This window comes from Halomonas sp. DP3Y7-2 (genome assembly GCF_019800795.1).
Lineage (GTDB): Bacteria > Pseudomonadota > Gammaproteobacteria > Pseudomonadales > Halomonadaceae > Halomonas > Halomonas litopenaei_A.
In genome coordinates this window covers 576,966-592,768 of sequence record NZ_JAHVKJ010000007.1, presented here as the reverse complement: position 1 = coordinate 592,768, position 15,803 = coordinate 576,966, and the positions used below count along the sequence as shown (strand labels likewise).

At 62.5% G+C, this 15,803-nt stretch carries 12 protein-coding genes; 2 read left to right on the top strand and 10 right to left on the bottom strand.

Annotated features, from left to right (window positions below):
• Positions 1 to 149: 149 nt before the first annotated feature.
• The 9 genes from arcC to pgi all read right to left on the bottom strand — a co-directional run bounded on the left by arcC (position 150) and on the right by pgi (position 13,508).
• Complete coding sequence (arcC, locus tag KUV45_RS09585; protein ID WP_222162844.1) at positions 150 to 1,079, bottom strand: carbamate kinase; 930 nt, start codon at positions 1,077 to 1,079, stop codon at positions 150 to 152.
• A gap of 77 nt (positions 1,080 to 1,156) precedes the next feature.
• Positions 1,157 to 2,167: an ornithine carbamoyltransferase gene (locus KUV45_RS09580; RefSeq protein WP_206941006.1), complete on the bottom strand. Its 1,011-nt coding sequence runs from the start codon at positions 2,165 to 2,167 to the stop codon at positions 1,157 to 1,159.
• Positions 2,168 to 2,265: 98 nt separating this feature from the next.
• Entirely contained in the window at positions 2,266 to 3,522 is a 1,257-nt protein-coding gene (gene arcA / locus KUV45_RS09575) for an arginine deiminase (RefSeq protein WP_222162843.1), read from the bottom strand.
• An 87-nt stretch (positions 3,523 to 3,609) separates the two neighbouring features.
• Complete coding sequence (arcD, locus tag KUV45_RS09570) at positions 3,610 to 5,037, bottom strand: arginine-ornithine antiporter (RefSeq protein ID WP_222162842.1); 1,428 nt, start codon at positions 5,035 to 5,037, stop codon at positions 3,610 to 3,612.
• 499 nt (positions 5,038 to 5,536) lie between these two features.
• On the bottom strand, positions 5,537 to 6,745 hold the full coding sequence (gene serB, locus KUV45_RS09565; protein ID WP_222162841.1) for a phosphoserine phosphatase SerB: 1,209 nt from the start codon (positions 6,743 to 6,745) through the stop codon (positions 5,537 to 5,539).
• A 64-nt stretch (positions 6,746 to 6,809) separates the two neighbouring features.
• On the bottom strand, positions 6,810 to 9,071 hold the full coding sequence (gene parC, locus KUV45_RS09560) for a DNA topoisomerase IV subunit A (RefSeq protein WP_222162840.1): 2,262 nt from the start codon (positions 9,069 to 9,071) through the stop codon (positions 6,810 to 6,812).
• 86 nt (positions 9,072 to 9,157) lie between these two features.
• Complete coding sequence (gene parE, locus KUV45_RS09555; protein ID WP_222162839.1) at positions 9,158 to 11,038, bottom strand: DNA topoisomerase IV subunit B; 1,881 nt, start codon at positions 11,036 to 11,038, stop codon at positions 9,158 to 9,160.
• Between the two features lie 70 nt (positions 11,039 to 11,108).
• Complete coding sequence (locus KUV45_RS09550) at positions 11,109 to 11,744, bottom strand: YqiA/YcfP family alpha/beta fold hydrolase (protein WP_222162838.1); 636 nt, start codon at positions 11,742 to 11,744, stop codon at positions 11,109 to 11,111.
• A gap of 93 nt (positions 11,745 to 11,837) precedes the next feature.
• The gene (pgi, locus tag KUV45_RS09545) at positions 11,838 to 13,508 is read right to left on the bottom strand and encodes a glucose-6-phosphate isomerase (RefSeq protein ID WP_222162837.1); all 1,671 of its coding nucleotides are present in this window, start codon (positions 13,506 to 13,508) and stop codon (positions 11,838 to 11,840) included.
• A 178-nt stretch (positions 13,509 to 13,686) separates the two neighbouring features.
• Here pgi and cmoA point away from each other — a divergent pair, with 178 nt between their 5' ends.
• Both cmoA and cmoB read left to right on the top strand, forming a co-directional pair.
• Positions 13,687 to 14,430: a carboxy-S-adenosyl-L-methionine synthase CmoA gene (gene cmoA / locus KUV45_RS09540; protein ID WP_206941022.1), complete on the top strand. Its 744-nt coding sequence runs from the start codon at positions 13,687 to 13,689 to the stop codon at positions 14,428 to 14,430.
• Positions 14,431 to 15,435: a tRNA 5-methoxyuridine(34)/uridine 5-oxyacetic acid(34) synthase CmoB gene (cmoB, locus tag KUV45_RS09535; RefSeq protein WP_222162836.1), complete on the top strand. Its 1,005-nt coding sequence runs from the start codon at positions 14,431 to 14,433 to the stop codon at positions 15,433 to 15,435.
• Positions 15,436 to 15,507: 72 nt separating this feature from the next.
• On the opposite strand, the gene KUV45_RS09530 is transcribed toward cmoB, so the two are convergent.
• Positions 15,508 to 15,759, bottom strand: coding sequence for a Rho-binding antiterminator (locus KUV45_RS09530; RefSeq protein ID WP_224851996.1), 252 nt, complete (start codon positions 15,757 to 15,759; stop codon positions 15,508 to 15,510).
• Positions 15,760 to 15,803 lie beyond the last annotated feature (44 nt).

Genomic DNA, 15,803 nt, shown 5'->3' with positions numbered 1-15,803 from the left:
TTCCGAGGGTTCCATCCTAACGACCCTGCCTGGCTGCGGCGCTCCCCCATCGGCGGTACCCAGGCCCCCTCAGACGAGGGGACCAGCAGCGGCACTGCCATCTCGCCAAGTCCATCACCAGCCAGGGGCACTCCCTTGCGGCAAGCCATTCAGGCGAAGGACAAGCCCTGCGCCTCAGCAGTAATGCGGGTGCCGGCACGTCCCGCCACGATGGCCTCGATATCAGCGAGTGCTCCGATCACCGCCGTCTTGCCGCTGGCTCGCACAAACTCACAGGCCGCCTGCACCTTGGGGCCCATGGAGCCGCTAGCGAAGTCGAGTGCTTCCAGGCTGTCAGGATCGGCCTCCGCCACCCGCCGGCTCTGGGGCGTTCCCCACTCCAGATAGACACCGTCAACATCCGTGGCGATGATCAGCAGATCACTGGCGAGCTCTCGAGACAGCAGCGACGAGCACATGTCCTTGTCGATGACGGCCTCGATGCCCTGAAGCTTGCCGTCCTCAGCGTACACGGTGGGAATCCCACCGCCGCCGGCACAGATCACCACCGTGCCCTGCTCGAGAAGCCAGCGCAGTGGGCGAATCTCGAAGATACTTTTGGGCCTGGGACTCGGCACCACCCGGCGATAATGATCACCGTCCTTGGCCATGGCCCAGCCCTTGAGCTCCGCCAGACGGCTGGCCTCTTCCTTCGAGTAGATGGGACCGATCGGCTTGGTAGGATGAGCAAAGGCCGGGTCAGCGGCATCGACTTCCACCTGGGTCAACAGCGAGGCGAACGGCACCTCGCCAGGCAACAGATTGCCCAGCTCCTGCTCGATCATGTAGCCGATCATGCCCTCGGTCTCGGCCCCCAGCACATCCAGCGGGAAGGCATTGTCCTCGTCATAGGCCGCCCCCTGCAGCGCCAGCAGGCCTACCTGGGGCCCGTTGCCGTGGGCAATCACCAGCTCATTGCCCGATGCGATTCGCGCGATCTGCTCACAGGCGATACGAATGTTGGCGCGCTGGGCGTCCCCATTCATGACTTCGCCTCGTCGCAGCAGTGCATTACCGCCAAGCGCTATGGTGATACGCATACGCTACTCTCCCGGTTCAGGTTGGCGAGCGGCACCAGGCCACTCGCCAGGTTCAGCCCAACATCGACGCCAGCGACTCACACATCTCCCAGCGTCGACACCATTACCGCCTTGATGGTGTGCATGCGGTTTTCCGCCTGCTCGAAGGCAATGCAGGCCGGGGATTCGAACACCTCCTCGGTGACTTCAATACCGTTCTTGAGGACCGGATACTGCTCGGCGACCTGACGCCCCACCTTGGTGTCGCAGTTGTGAAAGGCGGGCAGACAGTGCATGAACTTGACCCGGGGGTTGCCCGACGCCGCCAGCAAGGCCTGGTTGACCTGATAGGGCAGCAGCTGGTCGATGCGCTCGGCCCAGGCCTCCACCGGCTCACCCATGGAGACCCACACATCGGTGTGAATGAAGTCGACGCCCTTGACCGCTTCCTGGGGATCTTCGGTCAGGCAGAGTCGTGCCCCACTCTGCTCGGCAAAGCGACGACAGTTGGCCAGGTGCTCTTCATCCGGCCAGAGCGCCCTTGGCGCGGCGATACGCACGTCCATGCCCAGCTTGGCGCCGATCAGCAGCAGCGAGTTGCCCATGTTGTTGCGCGCATCGCCCAGATAGGCGAAGGAGATCTCGTGTAGCGGCTTCTCCGCGTGCTCACGCATGGTCAGCACGTCAGCGATCATCTGGGTCGGGTGGTACTCATCGGTCAGCCCGTTGTACACCGGCACCCCAGAGAAGGCCGCCAGCTCCTCCACCACCTCCTGGCTGAAGCCGCGATACTCGATGGCGTCATACATGCGTCCCAGGACCCGAGCGGTATCACGCATGGACTCCTTGTGACCGATCTGGGACGAGGTCGGGTCGATGTAGGTCACATTGGCGCCCTGGTCATAGGCGGCCACTTCAAACGCACAGCGGGTGCGGGTGGAGGTCTTCTCGAAGATCAGCGCAATGTTCTTGCCCTTCAGCCGCTGGGTCTCGCAGCCGCTGTACTTGGCGCGCTTGAGATCACGGGACAGGTCCAGCAGGTAGCGCAGCTCGCGCTCGGAGTGATGCATCAGTGACAGCAGGTGACGATGGTGGATGTTGAACGCCATGAGTGTCTCCTTGACGGCTGCCTGGCAGCCGTCGATGGGAAGCCAAAAGAGAAAAAGACGGATCCGCTGACGTCAGCGATCGACGTCACAAGCCGGTATCAGTAGTCGACGGCATCGCGGGAAATGGGGCAGGTCATGCAGTGACCGCCACCACGTCCGCGCCCCAGTTCGCTGGCACTGATGGTGATGACCTCGACGCCCGCCTTGCGCAGCAAGGTGTTGGTGTAGGTATTACGGTCATAGCCGACCACCACACCGGGCTCGAGGGCGACCACATTGTTGCCGTCATCCCACTGCTCGCGCTCGGCCTCGTAACTGTCGCCGCCGGTCTCCACCACACGCAGCCTGGGCAGACCAAGGGCCTCGGCCACGACCTCGATGAAGCCTTGATTCTCGCGTCGCACGTCGATGCCACTGGGCTTGCTCTCGTCCGGGCGCAGGCTGAACGGCACGATATCCTTGACCACCTCCGGGAAGACCGTGACCAGATCGCGATCACAGAAGCTGAACACCGTATCCAGATGCATCGCGGCACGAGAACGCGGCAAGCCCGCCACGATGACACGTTCGGCTTCACCCGCCCGGAACAAGGCGCTGGCCACCTGGCCGATGGCCTGATGCGAGGTACGCTCCCCCATACCGATCAACACGACGCCGTTGCCCACCGGCATAACATCGCCACCTTCCAGCGTTGCAGCACCGTGGTCCTGATCAGGGTTGCCGTACCACACCTTGAAGTCGGCGCCGACAAACCTCGGGTTGAAGCGATAGATGGCTGACGTCAGCAAGGTTTCCTGACGTCTGGCCGGCCAGTACATGGGGTTGAGGGTGACACCACCGTAAATCCAGCAGGTGGTATCGCGAGTGAACAGGGTGTTGGGCAACGGCGGCAGCACAAAGCTCGAGCGCCCCAGATAGTCACGGAAGGTCTTGAGGGTCTCGCCACCATGACTCTCGGTGATATCCGCCCAGGACACCCCGCCGATCAGAAAGTCGGCGAGACGCCGAGGCTCAAGGTCGGTCAGCCAGGCGCGAACTTCATCCGCGAGACCATGGCCGACCAGGTTGGAGGTGATCTTGCGGTCCAGAATCCAGCGCACCGCGTCACGATTTTCCAGTGTTTCGGTCAGCAGATTGTGCATCTCGAGCACTTCGACATCACGCTCACGCATCTTGGTCACGAAGTCGAAGTGATCACGCTTCGCCTGATTGGTCCAGAGCACATCATCGAATAACAGCTCGTCGCAATTACTGGGCGTCAGCCTGAGGTGAGCAAGCCCCGGTGAACACACCATGACCTTGCGAAGCTTACCCACTTCCGAGTACACACCCAATCGAGAACCGCCTGTCTTCATCGCTTTTCTCCTTCCCCTATAAACAAGGGAATTCGTATCAGAAAGTCACTCTCCAGAACCTCTTTCACCTACTCTATTCGACTCCCCCTAGAGGCTTAACCACCCCTGATAAAGACCTGCCACTGCCAAGGCAAAAGCACCGACAGTCGCCATAAAAATGATCATCTCGTAGCGCTTGAAGACGGCCTCACCGCGCTCACGCTTAGCCCAGATAAACAGGATCGCGCCTGGCGCGTAGAGAAGCGCCGAGAGCAGCAGATACTGGATACCTCCCGCATACAGAAGCCAAAGGGCATACAGCGTGGCCAAGCCACTGATGCAAGCATCCTTCAGGCGATCTTCCGGGGAGCCCTCGTACCCCTCGCCCTTCAACGTCAGCATGAGGGCATAGGCAGCGGACCATAGGTAAGGCACCAGAATCATCGAGCTGGCGAGATACAAGAGACTGAGATAGGTCGACTCGCTGAGCAGCGTGAGCAGAAGAAACACCTGGATCAGGCCATTGGATAGCCATAGCGCCTTGACCGGCACCTTGTTGACGTTTTCCCTGCTCAAGGCCGCGGGCATGGTGCCGTCACTGGAAGCGGCACGAAGTATCTCGGCGCACAGTAGCGTCCACGACAGCAAGGCTCCCAATAGCGAGATCGCCAAGCCTGCGCTGATCAGGTATCCCCCCCAGGGTCCCACCACATGACTGAGCACCAGCGCCATGGAAGGGTTTTTCAGGCCCGCGAGCTCAGGCTGGGACATGATGCCCATGGACAGGACGTTGACCATGACCAACAGCAGCAGTACGCCGAGAAACCCGAGCACAGTGGCCCGCCCCACATCGCGACGCTCCCGAGCCTTCGAGGAATAGATGCTCGCGCCCTCGACGCCGATGAACACCCACACCGTCACCAGCATCATGTTGCGCACCTGATCCATCACGTTGCCAAGATCAGGGTTGGCCTGCCCCCAGATATCCAGAGTAAAGACGTCCAGCCGAAACCCAATCGACGCCAGCACGATGAACATCACCAGCGGAACCACCTTGGCGACGGTGGTCACGATATTGATATATGCCGCCTGCTGAATGCCCCTCGAGACAAGCCAGTGAACGCTCCATAGCAGCATTGAGGCGCACAGCACCGCGAGCGGCGTATTGCCATCACCGAAAGCGGGAAAGAAGAAACCGAGGGTACTGAAAAGAAGAACGAAATAACTGACATTTCCGAGCCAGGCGCTGATCCAGTAGCCCCAGGCAGAAGAGAAACCAAGGTAGTCGCCGAACCCCGCCTTGGCGTAGGCATAGATACCGGCATCCAGTTCCGGCTTTCGATTGGCCAGCGTCTGAAAGACGAACACCAGCGCCAACATGCCGACCGCCGTAATACTCCATCCGATCAGCATCGCTCCGGGAGACGCACTTGCCGCCATGTTCGGCGGCAGTGAGAAGATTCCTCCACCAATCATCGAACCAACGACCAGCGCAAGCAGTGCACAAAGCCCGAGCTTATGTCTGGGTGTTTCCATGGAGGCTTCCTCGAAGGAAAAAAGTTTGCCGATTCAGCCTACGCTCTTTTTTCTCCGCGATAACGCCCCAAACCGAGGTATTCCCTTCTTCGGTGACTCGTATCAACAGCGTGAAGTAAGACGAATTTATTCGACATCGATCATGAAATGCGGCTCCACAACACATCATTGATCTGCATGCCTGGACGGCAACGATAGCCACCTCATGTGACCACCACTTGGGTCAAGCATTGGGCACTTTCACGAACGTCCACTCCTCTGCCTCAGGACACCATAAAAGAGACACCTGCACCAGAAAGCCGCCCAAAGGACGTCGTGAACAGAACAACACACAGCATGAGAGAACGCGCAGAGAATACGAGAACGCGCCGAGACACGACGAACACGCAGGGAGAAAGCACAGGACAAACGAAAAAGAGGAGTCCGAAGACTCCCCTTTCGAGTGTGCTGGCATGGTGCCCCATCCAGCGTGATGTCCTTTCCGATCAGTCTTGGCCGGTCAGTCCTGCGCCAAATCCGCCTGGCGATAGCCGATCAGGTACAACACGGCATCAAGACCAAGGGTCGAGATACTCTGTCTCGCCTGGGCTCTGACCATGGGCTTGGCCCTGAAGGCAATTCCAAGGCCGGCTGCCGCCAGCATCTTGAGGTCGTTGGCACCATCTCCCACGGCGATGGTCTGCTCCATGGAGATGCCCTCGCGCTGGGCGATCTCGCGCAGCAGCAGCGCCTTGCGATCGGCGTCCACAATCGGCTCACGCACCTCACCGGTGACCTTGCCGTCCTCGATGACCAGCTCATTGGCGTGGATTTCATCGAAGCCGAGGCGTTGCTGGAGATAGCGCGCGAAGTAGGTAAAGCCACCGGACAGGATGGCGGTGCGATAGCCCAAGCGCTTGAGCTGAGCCATCAGTGTCTCGACGCCGTCCATTAACGGCAGCTCAGCGGCGATCTCGGCCAGCACGGACTCATCCAGCCCCTTGAGCTTGGACATGCGCTCGCGGAAGCTCTCCTGGAAGTCCAGTTCACCGCGCATGGCCCGCTCGGTGACCTCCGCCACTTCGTCATAGACACCGTGACGCCTGGCCAGCTCATCGATGACCTCGGCCTTGATCAGGGTCGAATCCATGTCGAAACACACCAGACGACGGTGGGTACGCCAGATCGAGTCCTCCTGCAGCGCGATATCCACCCCGTGGGCCGCGCCCAGGGCCAGGGCCTTCTCGCGCAGCGACTCGAGATCGATCTGTTCGCCGCGTAGCCAGCATTCGACGCAGCTGCCCTGGGCCGGTGCCTCGCCGTCCAGCGGCTCGCGTCCGGACAGGCGATGCATCAACTCCACCGTCAGGCCATGCTCTGCCGTCAGCGCGCCCACTTCGGCCAGGATGCCGGCAGGCAGTCGCGGCGCCAGCAAGGTCATGATCCAGCGCGGCTGACCCGCGGTCTGGCTCCAGCGATGGTACTCCTCGGCGCTGATCTGGATCGCCTGCACATCGAGCCCGAGCTCGTCGCCGGTGTGGGCCAGCGCACCTTCCAGGTCCGCCTCGTGATCCAGCGCCACCAGGGCCTCCAGCGAGACGATGCCAAAGGTCACGCTTTGGTTGATATCGAGAAGTCTTGCCCCGCTGCGGGCCAGCGCCTTGCCAAGTCCGGCCAGCTGGCCAGGACGAGCCTGGCCGGTGGCACGCATCAAGATTCTTCTGGTCATGTAGTCTGTCCTGTAACCTCACCGCCTTGTATGGGGTGGCGACAACGTGAACCCCCACCGAGGATCAGGCCTCGACGCGCTCCAGCCGATCAACCTTTTGCAGACCGCGCGGCAGCTTGCTGCCCCGACGCCCGCGTTCGCCGCGATAGTAGTCGAGTTCGCCATTCTTGAGCGATAGCTTACGTTTGCCAGCATGGACCACCAGGGTATCTCCCGGGGCCAACACGACCAGTCCACGCACGAATTCTTCACGCCGGGCGGCCCGGGCGCCAGGAATGTCGAGCATCTTGTTGCCCTTGCCCTTGGACATCTCCGGCAACTGCTCCAGCGGGAACAGCAGCAGCCGCCCCTCGTTGGATACCGTGGCCACGGTCAGCTCTTCGGCCGCCGGCAGCTCCACCGGGGGCAGCACGTTGCAGCCCTTGGGCAGTGACAGCACCGCCTTGCCGGAGCGATTCTTGCCGGTTAGGTCCTCGAGTCGCGCAACAAAGCCATAGCCGCCGTCGGAGGCCAGCAGGTAGCGGGAGTCGCCGGGAGCCAGCATGACCCCGGCCATATGCGCACCGGCCACCACGTTGACCTTGCCGGTCACCGGTTCGCCCTGGCCACGGGCGCTGGGCAACTGATGGGCCGGCAAGGTGTAGGCACGGCCGGTATCGTCCAGCAGTACCAGCGGCTGGTTGGTCTTGCCCCGGGCGGCCAGATGGAAGGCATCTCCCGCCTTGTAGGACAAGCCAGCCGGATCGATATCGTGGCCCTTGGCCGCGCGAATCCAGCCCTTCTCGGACAGCACCACGGTGACCGGGTCGGCACCGACCAGCTCGACTTCGGACAGCGCCTTGGCTTCGCCACGCTCGACGATGGGCGAGCGACGCTCATCGCCGTGTTCTTCCGCCGCCTGTCTGAGCTCCTGCTCAATCAGATCGGTCATGGCCTCGTCGCTGCCCAGCAGCTCCTCGAGCCGCTTGCGCTCCGCCTCGAGCTCACTCTGCTCGGTGCGGATCTTCATTTCCTCCAGCTTGGCCAGATGACGCAGGCGCAGCTCCAGGATGGCCTCGGCCTGACGGTCGCTGAGACCGAAGGCCTCGATCAGGGCGCTCTTGGGCTCATCCTCTTCACGGATGATCCGGATCACCTCATCGATATTGAGGTAGGCGATCAACAGACCTTCCAGCAGGTGCAGGCGATCGTTGACCTTGCCCAGCCGATGCTCCAACCGCCGGCGTACCGTGGTACGGCGGAAATCGAGCCATTCGCCCAAAAGCTCCGGCAGTGGCATCACCCGCGGACGGCCGTCGAGACCGATCACGTTGAGGTTGACCCTGACGTTCTTCTCGAGGTCGGTGGTGGCAAACAGGTGCGCCATCATCGCCTCGATGTCGACCCGATTGGAGCGGGGCTCGATCACCAGACGGGTCGGCTCCTCATGGGTAGACTCATCGCGCAGGTCGGCCACCATCGGCAGCTTCTTGGCCTGCATCTGGGCAGCGATCTGCTCGAGCACCTTGGCCCCGCTGACCTGATACGGCAGCGCGGTGATGATGACCTGGCTTTCTTCCTTGTCGAACTCGTAGCGGGCGCGCATCTTGACGCTGCCACGGCCACTTTCGTAGATCTTTCTGAGATCGGCGCGGGGAGTGATGATCTCCGCCTGGGTGGGAAAGTCCGGTCCCGGCAGGTGCGCCATCAGATCCGCCGTCGTCACCGAGGGGTTACGCAGCACCTGGCAGGTGGCCTCGACCACCTCGCGCACGTTATGGGGCGGAATATCCGTGGCCATACCTACGGCAATCCCGGTGCCGCCATTGAGCAGCACGTGGGGCAGCCGTGCCGGCAGCACCACCGGCTCATTCATGGTGCCATCGAAGTTGGGCGCCCAGTCCACGGTGCCCTGACCCAGCTCACTGAGCAGCACCTCAGCAAACTTCGACAGCCTGGCTTCGGTGTAGCGCATCGCCGCGAAGGACTTGGGATCGTCTGGGCTGCCCCAGTTGCCCTGGCCATCGACCAGCGGATAGCGATAGCTGAACGGCTGCGCCATCAGCACCATGGCTTCATAGCAGGCGCTATCGCCATGGGGATGAAACTTACCCAGCACGTCACCGACGGTACGCGCAGACTTCTTGTACTTGGCATTGGCGTTCAGCGACAGTTCACGCATGGCGTAGACGATGCGCCGCTGTACCGGCTTCATGCCGTCGCCAATATGGGGCAATGCCCGGTCGAGAATGACGTACATCGAATAGTCGAGGTAGGCCTTCTCGGTGTATTCGCGCAGGGACAGTCGCTCGACGTCGCCCTCCGCCACCTCAATGTCCAGAGTCATGTTCCCTCGTTCTCATCCTGGTCGCCGCATGCGACGACATGGTATTCCCAGGCGCAACCGGCGCCGCCCGCTCTGCCTCGGCCGGATCAGACGTCGATATCGGCCAGGTTGCCGTAGTCTTCAAGCCAGCTCTTGCGGTCCGAGGCGCGCTTCTTGGCCAGCAGCATGTCCATCATCTCCAGCGTGCCGTCGCCATCTTCCCGGGTCAGCTGCACCAGGCGGCGCGTCTCTGGCGCCATGGTCGTCTCGCGCAGCTGCAGCGGACTCATCTCACCCAGGCCCTTGAAGCGCTGAACATTGGGTGTCCCGCGCTTGCCTTCCAGAGAACGCAGAATGGCGGCCTTCTCGCTCTCGTCCAGGGCGTAGAAGACCTCCTTGCCCAGATCGATGCGGTACAGCGGCGGCATGGCGACAAACACATGGCCTGCGTCGACCAGCGAGGGGAAGTGGCGCACGAACAGCGCGCACAGCAGTGTGGCGATGTGCAGCCCGTCAGAGTCAGCGTCGGCGAGGATGCAGATCTTGTGATAGCGCAGCTTGGACAGGTCAGCGCTGGCCGGGTCGGCACCGATGGCCACGGCAATGTCGTGGACCTCCTGGGAGCCGTAGATATCATGGGAGTCGACCTCCCAGGTATTAAGGATCTTGCCGCGCAACGGCAGGATCGCCTGGGACTCGCGGTTGCGTGCCTGCTTGGCGCTGCCGCCGGCGCTGTCGCCCTCGACCAGGAATAGCTCGCTCATGGCAGGGTCCTGACCGCTGCAGTCGGCCAGCTTTCCGGGCAGTGCAGGACCAGAGGTCACCTTCTTGCGGGCCACCTTCTTGGAGCTCTTCTGGCGCCGCTGAGCCGCGCTGATGACCAGCTCGGCCAAGGCCTCTGCCTGATCCACATGGTGGTTGAGCCACAGCGAGAAGGCGTCCTTGACCACCCCGGACACGAAGCCCGCCACGGTGCGCGACGACAGCCGCTCCTTGGTCTGTCCGGCGAACTGCGGATCCAGCATCTTCACCGACAGCACGTAGGCGACGCGCTCCCACAGATCTTCGGCGGTCAGCTTGACGCCACGGGGCAGCAGGCTGCGGTACTCGCAGAATTCCTTAAGCGCGTCGAGCAGGCCGGAGCGCAACCCATTCACATGGGTGCCCCCCTGGGCGGTGGGGATCAGGTTGACGTAGCTTTCCATCAACGAGTCGCCGCCTTCGGGAAGCCACTGGATAGCCCAGTCCACCGCCTGCTCGTCGTCGGCAAAGTGACCGACGAAGGGCGAGCTTGGCAGGACCTCGTAGCCGTCCGTGGTCTGGGCCAGGTAGTCGCGCAGACCGTCCTCGAATTGCCAGGTGGTGGCGGTGCCATCGGCCTCGACCAGCTCCACCTTGAGCCCGGGGCACAGCACTGCCTTGGCGCGCAGCAGGTGCTTGAGGCGGCCCACGGCCAGATTGGGACTATCGAAATAGCTGACGTCCGGCCAGAATCGCACCACCGTGCCCTTGGCCCGCTTGGCCGCAGTACCGATGACGTGCAGATCCTCGACCTTGTCGCCGTGCTCGAAGGCCATGGCGTGGCGCTCGCCATCGCGCAGCACTTCCACTTCCAGGCGCCTGGACAGGGCGTTGACCACGGATACCCCTACACCGTGAAGACCGCCGGAAAAGCGATAGCTCGATGAGGAGAACTTACCGCCTGCGTGCAGGCGCGTCATGATCAGCTCGATCCCCGACACTCCGTGCTCGGGGTGCACGTCGATGGGCATGCCACGACCGTTGTCCGACACCTCGATGCCGCCATCATCGCGCACCACCACGCGAATCTCGTTGGCGTGCTCGGCGAGGGCCTCGTCGACACTGTTGTCGATGACCTCCTGCACCAGGTGATTCGGGCGGGAGGTGTCGGTGTACATGCCGGGGCGCTTGCGAACGGGCTCCAGCCCGGAAAGCACCTCGATCGAACTGGCACTGTATTGGGTCATGCGTGGTCCATCATCAGGATGACTGGAATCGTCTCTTTTCTGCCTTGGCGCCAGTCGCGAGGGCCTGCGCCTAATCCATCACCGGCGCCATCACGCCTGGTTCAAGGCGATGCCCGGCGTGGGCGAACACCGCTGGCAGGTAATCGGCCAGGGCATTGAAGCCGTGCTCCCCTCCGGGATGCAGCACCGCTCTGGCGCCGCGATAGGCCTCGAACGCATCGTGACTGTTCAATGTCTCGTCCTGGGTCACCAGCAGCAGCAGGTAACGCCATGGGGTCACGCTCTCGGGCGTCAGCTGGGCCACCTGGTCACGATGCCCCTGCTCGACCACGAAGCGTTCTCCGGTGTAGGCGTTCACAAAGTTCTGGCCCAGCATAGTATCGACCAGCCGCGCCGGGCGCACCGCCGGATTGACCAATACCGCCTTGAGCCCGTGTCGCTCGGCCAATATCGTGGCCAGAAAGCCACCCATGGAACTGCCCATGACCAGCGGCTGCGGCCCAAGACGCGACATCAAGGACTCACCCAGCGCCAGCGCATCGACGGCACGCGACGGCAGATCCGGGGTCTCGCAGGGCAGGTCCAGTGCGTCGCAGGCGGCCTTGACCAGGCGTGCCTTTGGCGACGCCCCGGCGCTATTGAACCCGTGCAGGTACAAGATGCCGGTGGCGACTGGCGACGTCTGAGGCGTCATGGGGCTCAGCATAACGGAAAACCTGTATAAATGGCCAGTTTGCTGACAGGACCGCCCCGCTGACCCACTGCGGGAGGCAGGGAGCCAGCGGGAACTGTCATCGCTTCAGCGCTCCCGCGAGGCCTGCCAGGTTGCCTCGATCAGGCCTCGGGTGGAATCGTCCATATCATCAAGACCCTGACGGCCTTCAATGATGTCACGGGTCTCGTTGGCGATCTTCTTGCCCAGTTCAACGCCCCACTGGTCGAAGGGGTTGATGCCCCAGATGGTCGCCTGCACAAACACCTTGTGCTCGTACAGCGCAATCAAGGCGCCCAGGGTCTCCGGCGTCAACCGCTCCAGCAGCAAGGTGGTCGAGGGCTGATTGCCACGATAACGCTTGTGCTCGGGCCGTGGGCCGTCCTCGGCAATGGCGTCATCACCCAGCATCAACACGCGCGACTGGGCAAAGCAGTTGGCCAGAGTCAGGCGGTGCTGACCCATCAGGTGCTCACGGGTGGCCGGATCCTCGACATCCTCGTAGCGCGCCAGGGGCGCAATGAAGTCACACTCCACCGCCTGGGTGCCCTGGTGCAGCAACTGGTAGAACGCATGCTGGGCGTTGGGACCGAGCTGTCCCCACAGCACCGGGCAGGTGGAATAGTCCACCGTGTCACCGTCATTGGTGACCGACTTGCCGTTGGACTCCATCTCAAGCTGTTCGAGATAGGCGGCGAAGTACTCCAGTCGGCCGTCGTAGGGCAAGATCGAGTGGGCGCGGATGTCCAGGAAGTTGTTATTCCAGATACCGGCCAGGGCCAGCAGCACCGGCAGATTGTCGGCCAAGGGCGCCTTCTGGAAATGCACGTCCATGGTATGGGCACCGGCCAACAGCGCACGGAAGCCCTCCATCCCGATCACCAGTGCGATGGGCAGGCCAATGCCCCCCCACAGCGAGTAGCGCCCGCCGACCCACTCCCAGAATTCGAGCTGGTGGTCACAGGCGATGCCCCACTCGGCCATCTTCTCGGGACTGGCGGATACGCCGATGAAGTGCTGACGCAGTACCAGCTCATGGTCGACGCCTTCCTGGCGCGAGCCCACCAGCCGGGACAGCAGCCAGTCCCGCGCCGTATTGGCGTTGGACAGGGTGTCGATCGTGGTGAACGATTTTGACGACAGCACGAATAGCGTGGTTTCAGGATCGAAGCGCGTCAGGTAGTCGACCAGCTGCGAGCCGTCCATGGTCGAGGCGAAATGGACCTCCACCGGATGAGTCCCCTGAGGACGATAGTCGGCCAGGGCGTGGGTCACCATCAGCGGCCCGAGGTCGGAGCCGCCCACCCCCAGGTTGACCACATCACGAATCGGCTTGCCGGTGGCGCCGCGCCACTGCCCCGAGTGGAAGCGCTCGACCATGGTGGCCATCTTGTCCAGGGTGGCATGCACCGCCGGCACCAGGTCTTCCCCCTCGACCACCAGCGACGCATCGGCGGGCAGGCGCAAGGCGGTATGCAAGGCAGGCCGATCCTCGCTGATATTGACCTTCTCGCCGGCCAGCAGACGCTGAGTGGCTGCCGGCACCCCTGCCTCCTCGGCCAGGTGCAGCAAATCCGCGAGGGTGTCCTGATCCCAACGCTGCTTTGACAGGTCCAGCTTGAGGCCAGCCGCTTCCCGGCTGAAGGTGGCGAAACGCTCCTGGTCCTGACGGAACATGTCGCACAGGTGGCGCTGTCCCACCTGTTGGGCCTTGTCCTGCAGGGACCGCCAGGCCTGGGTTTGGTCGATCGTCGGCATCTATCCTCTCCTTGGGCATAGTCTGGGGAGCGGCAGCCTTGGCTGCATCCATGTCACGTCTGCGACGGTTCCCCAGGTCAAAGGTGTAACGGGTCAGCGACGGCAGCTGCCTCATCGTGCAGCGCGGGCCCAGGACGCGTACAATCACAGCCCCCGAGCCCGACAACACTGGCAATCCATGAGTGACGCATCTTACCGTGACGCCATCTTTTCCACACCCCTGGACAAGGTAGCGCGCTTTTCGTTCGACGAGCGTGTCGTCGCCTGCTTCCCCGACATGATCCGCAGGTCCGTTCCCGGCTATGGCCAGATCCTTGGCATGCTGGGCGTGCTGGCCGAGCGCCATCTACGCCACGGCGCCCACGTCTACGACCTTGGCTGCTCGCTGGGCGCCGTAGGCCTGGCGCTGGCCGGCCAGCTTCCGCGGGACGCCTTCACCCTGACCGGTATCGACCTGTCCCCGGCCATGGTGGAACGGGCACGTCAGACCCTGGCAGAGGAGTGTCCCGAGCACGCCATCGAGGTCATCGAAGGGGACATCCGTCACATCGATTACCGCCCCAGCGGCATGATCGTGCTCAATTTCACGCTGCAGTTCCTGGCACCGGAAGATCGCAACGACCTGCTGGCACGGCTGTATCAGGCGCTGGAGCCCGGCGGCGTGCTGGTGCTGTCGGAAAAGATCAAGTCCGGCGACGAGCAGGACAACGCCTGGCTGGTGGAGCGCTACCATGATTTCAAGCGGGCCAACGGCTACAGCGACATGGAAATCAGCCAGAAACGCAACGCCCTCGAGAACGTGCTGATTCCCGATACCCTTGAGCAGCATCATCAGCGCCTGGCGGATGCCGGCTTCGGCCGCTCGCTGACCTGGTTTCAGTACCTGAACTTCGCCTCCATGATTGCCTTCAAGGAGGCTTGAGTGATCCCCGAGCATCAGCGTGATCTGTATCGCGCCTTCCTTGAACACTCCTTTCGCCATGCCGGCATGGGCACTTGGCTTGCCAGACTGCCCGAACAGTTTGCCAGCGGTCTGGACCGTCAGCGTCATGGTGACCTTCCCGCCTGGGAAAAGGCCGTGGCCAAGCTCCCGGCGCTACCGGACAAGCGCCAGGTCCACCTTGACCAGGACACCGTCGAGGTATCGCTTGAGCTGGATGAGAGCCGTAAGCGTCAAAGCGAGAACCTGCTTCGGGCGCTGATCCCTTGGCGCAAGGGGCCCTACCGGCTGGCTGGCATCACCATCGATACCGAATGGCGCTCGGACTGGAAATGGCAGCGCCTGGCGCCGCACCTGGCACCGCTGCGGGGCCGCAAGGTGCTCGACGTCGGTGGAGGCAATGGCTACCACGCCTGGCGCATGGCCGGGGCCGGGGCCGACTTCGTGCTGGTCATTGATCCATCGCCGCGCTTCTACTGGCAGTTCCAGGCCGTCAAGCACTTCGTCGGCGAGGCCGATGGCGGACGCACCCATTTCCTGCCGGTCGGTATCGAAGACGTCCCTGATCGGCTCGGCTTCTTCGACACGGTGTTTTCCATGGGCGTGCTGTACCACCGTCCATCACCGCTGGAGCACCTGATACAGCTACGGGATGCCCTGCGTCGCGGTGGCGAGCTGGTGCTGGAAACCCTGGTGGTCGAGGGCGATGAAACCCGCGTGCTGGTGCCGGGAGACCGCTACGCCGCGATGCCCAACGTCTACTTCCTGCCGTCGTCCAAGGCCTTGGTTGGCTGGCTTGAAAAGGTCGGATTCTGTGACGTGCGCGTTGTCGATGAGGGCCCCACCAGCCTGGACGAACAGCGCGCGACGGACTGGATGACCTTTCAATCACTGAATGATTTTCTTGATCCAGAGAACCCCCAACTCACCCGAGAGGGACATCCGGCACCACGGCGTGCGGTGATCATCGCCACCCGGCCAGCATGACCGACGGCAAGACGCCCTGCCGAGTCTATCGGCAGGGCGTCGTCATGCAGCACGCCATCGCGACTGCAGGTGTCAGACGAAGTCCAGCACCATGAAATGAGGGTTGTCGACCAGCACCTCCATGCGGGTGATGTCATCGAGCACCACCAGCCGGTCACCTCCTTCGGTGCGCAGCGACAAGCACTCCTCATGGTCCTCGTTGAACGAGGTGTCTACCGCTTCCCCCTGTTTTTCGACCCCACCCTTCAAGGAAAGCTTGACCGGAAAATGGTACAAGCAAGCAAGTTCAATATTATCGTAGAGATGGCAAGCCACCATGCTCATGCCCTCCCCTGTTGATCAACTCACTCAGGTGTTCACTCACCTAG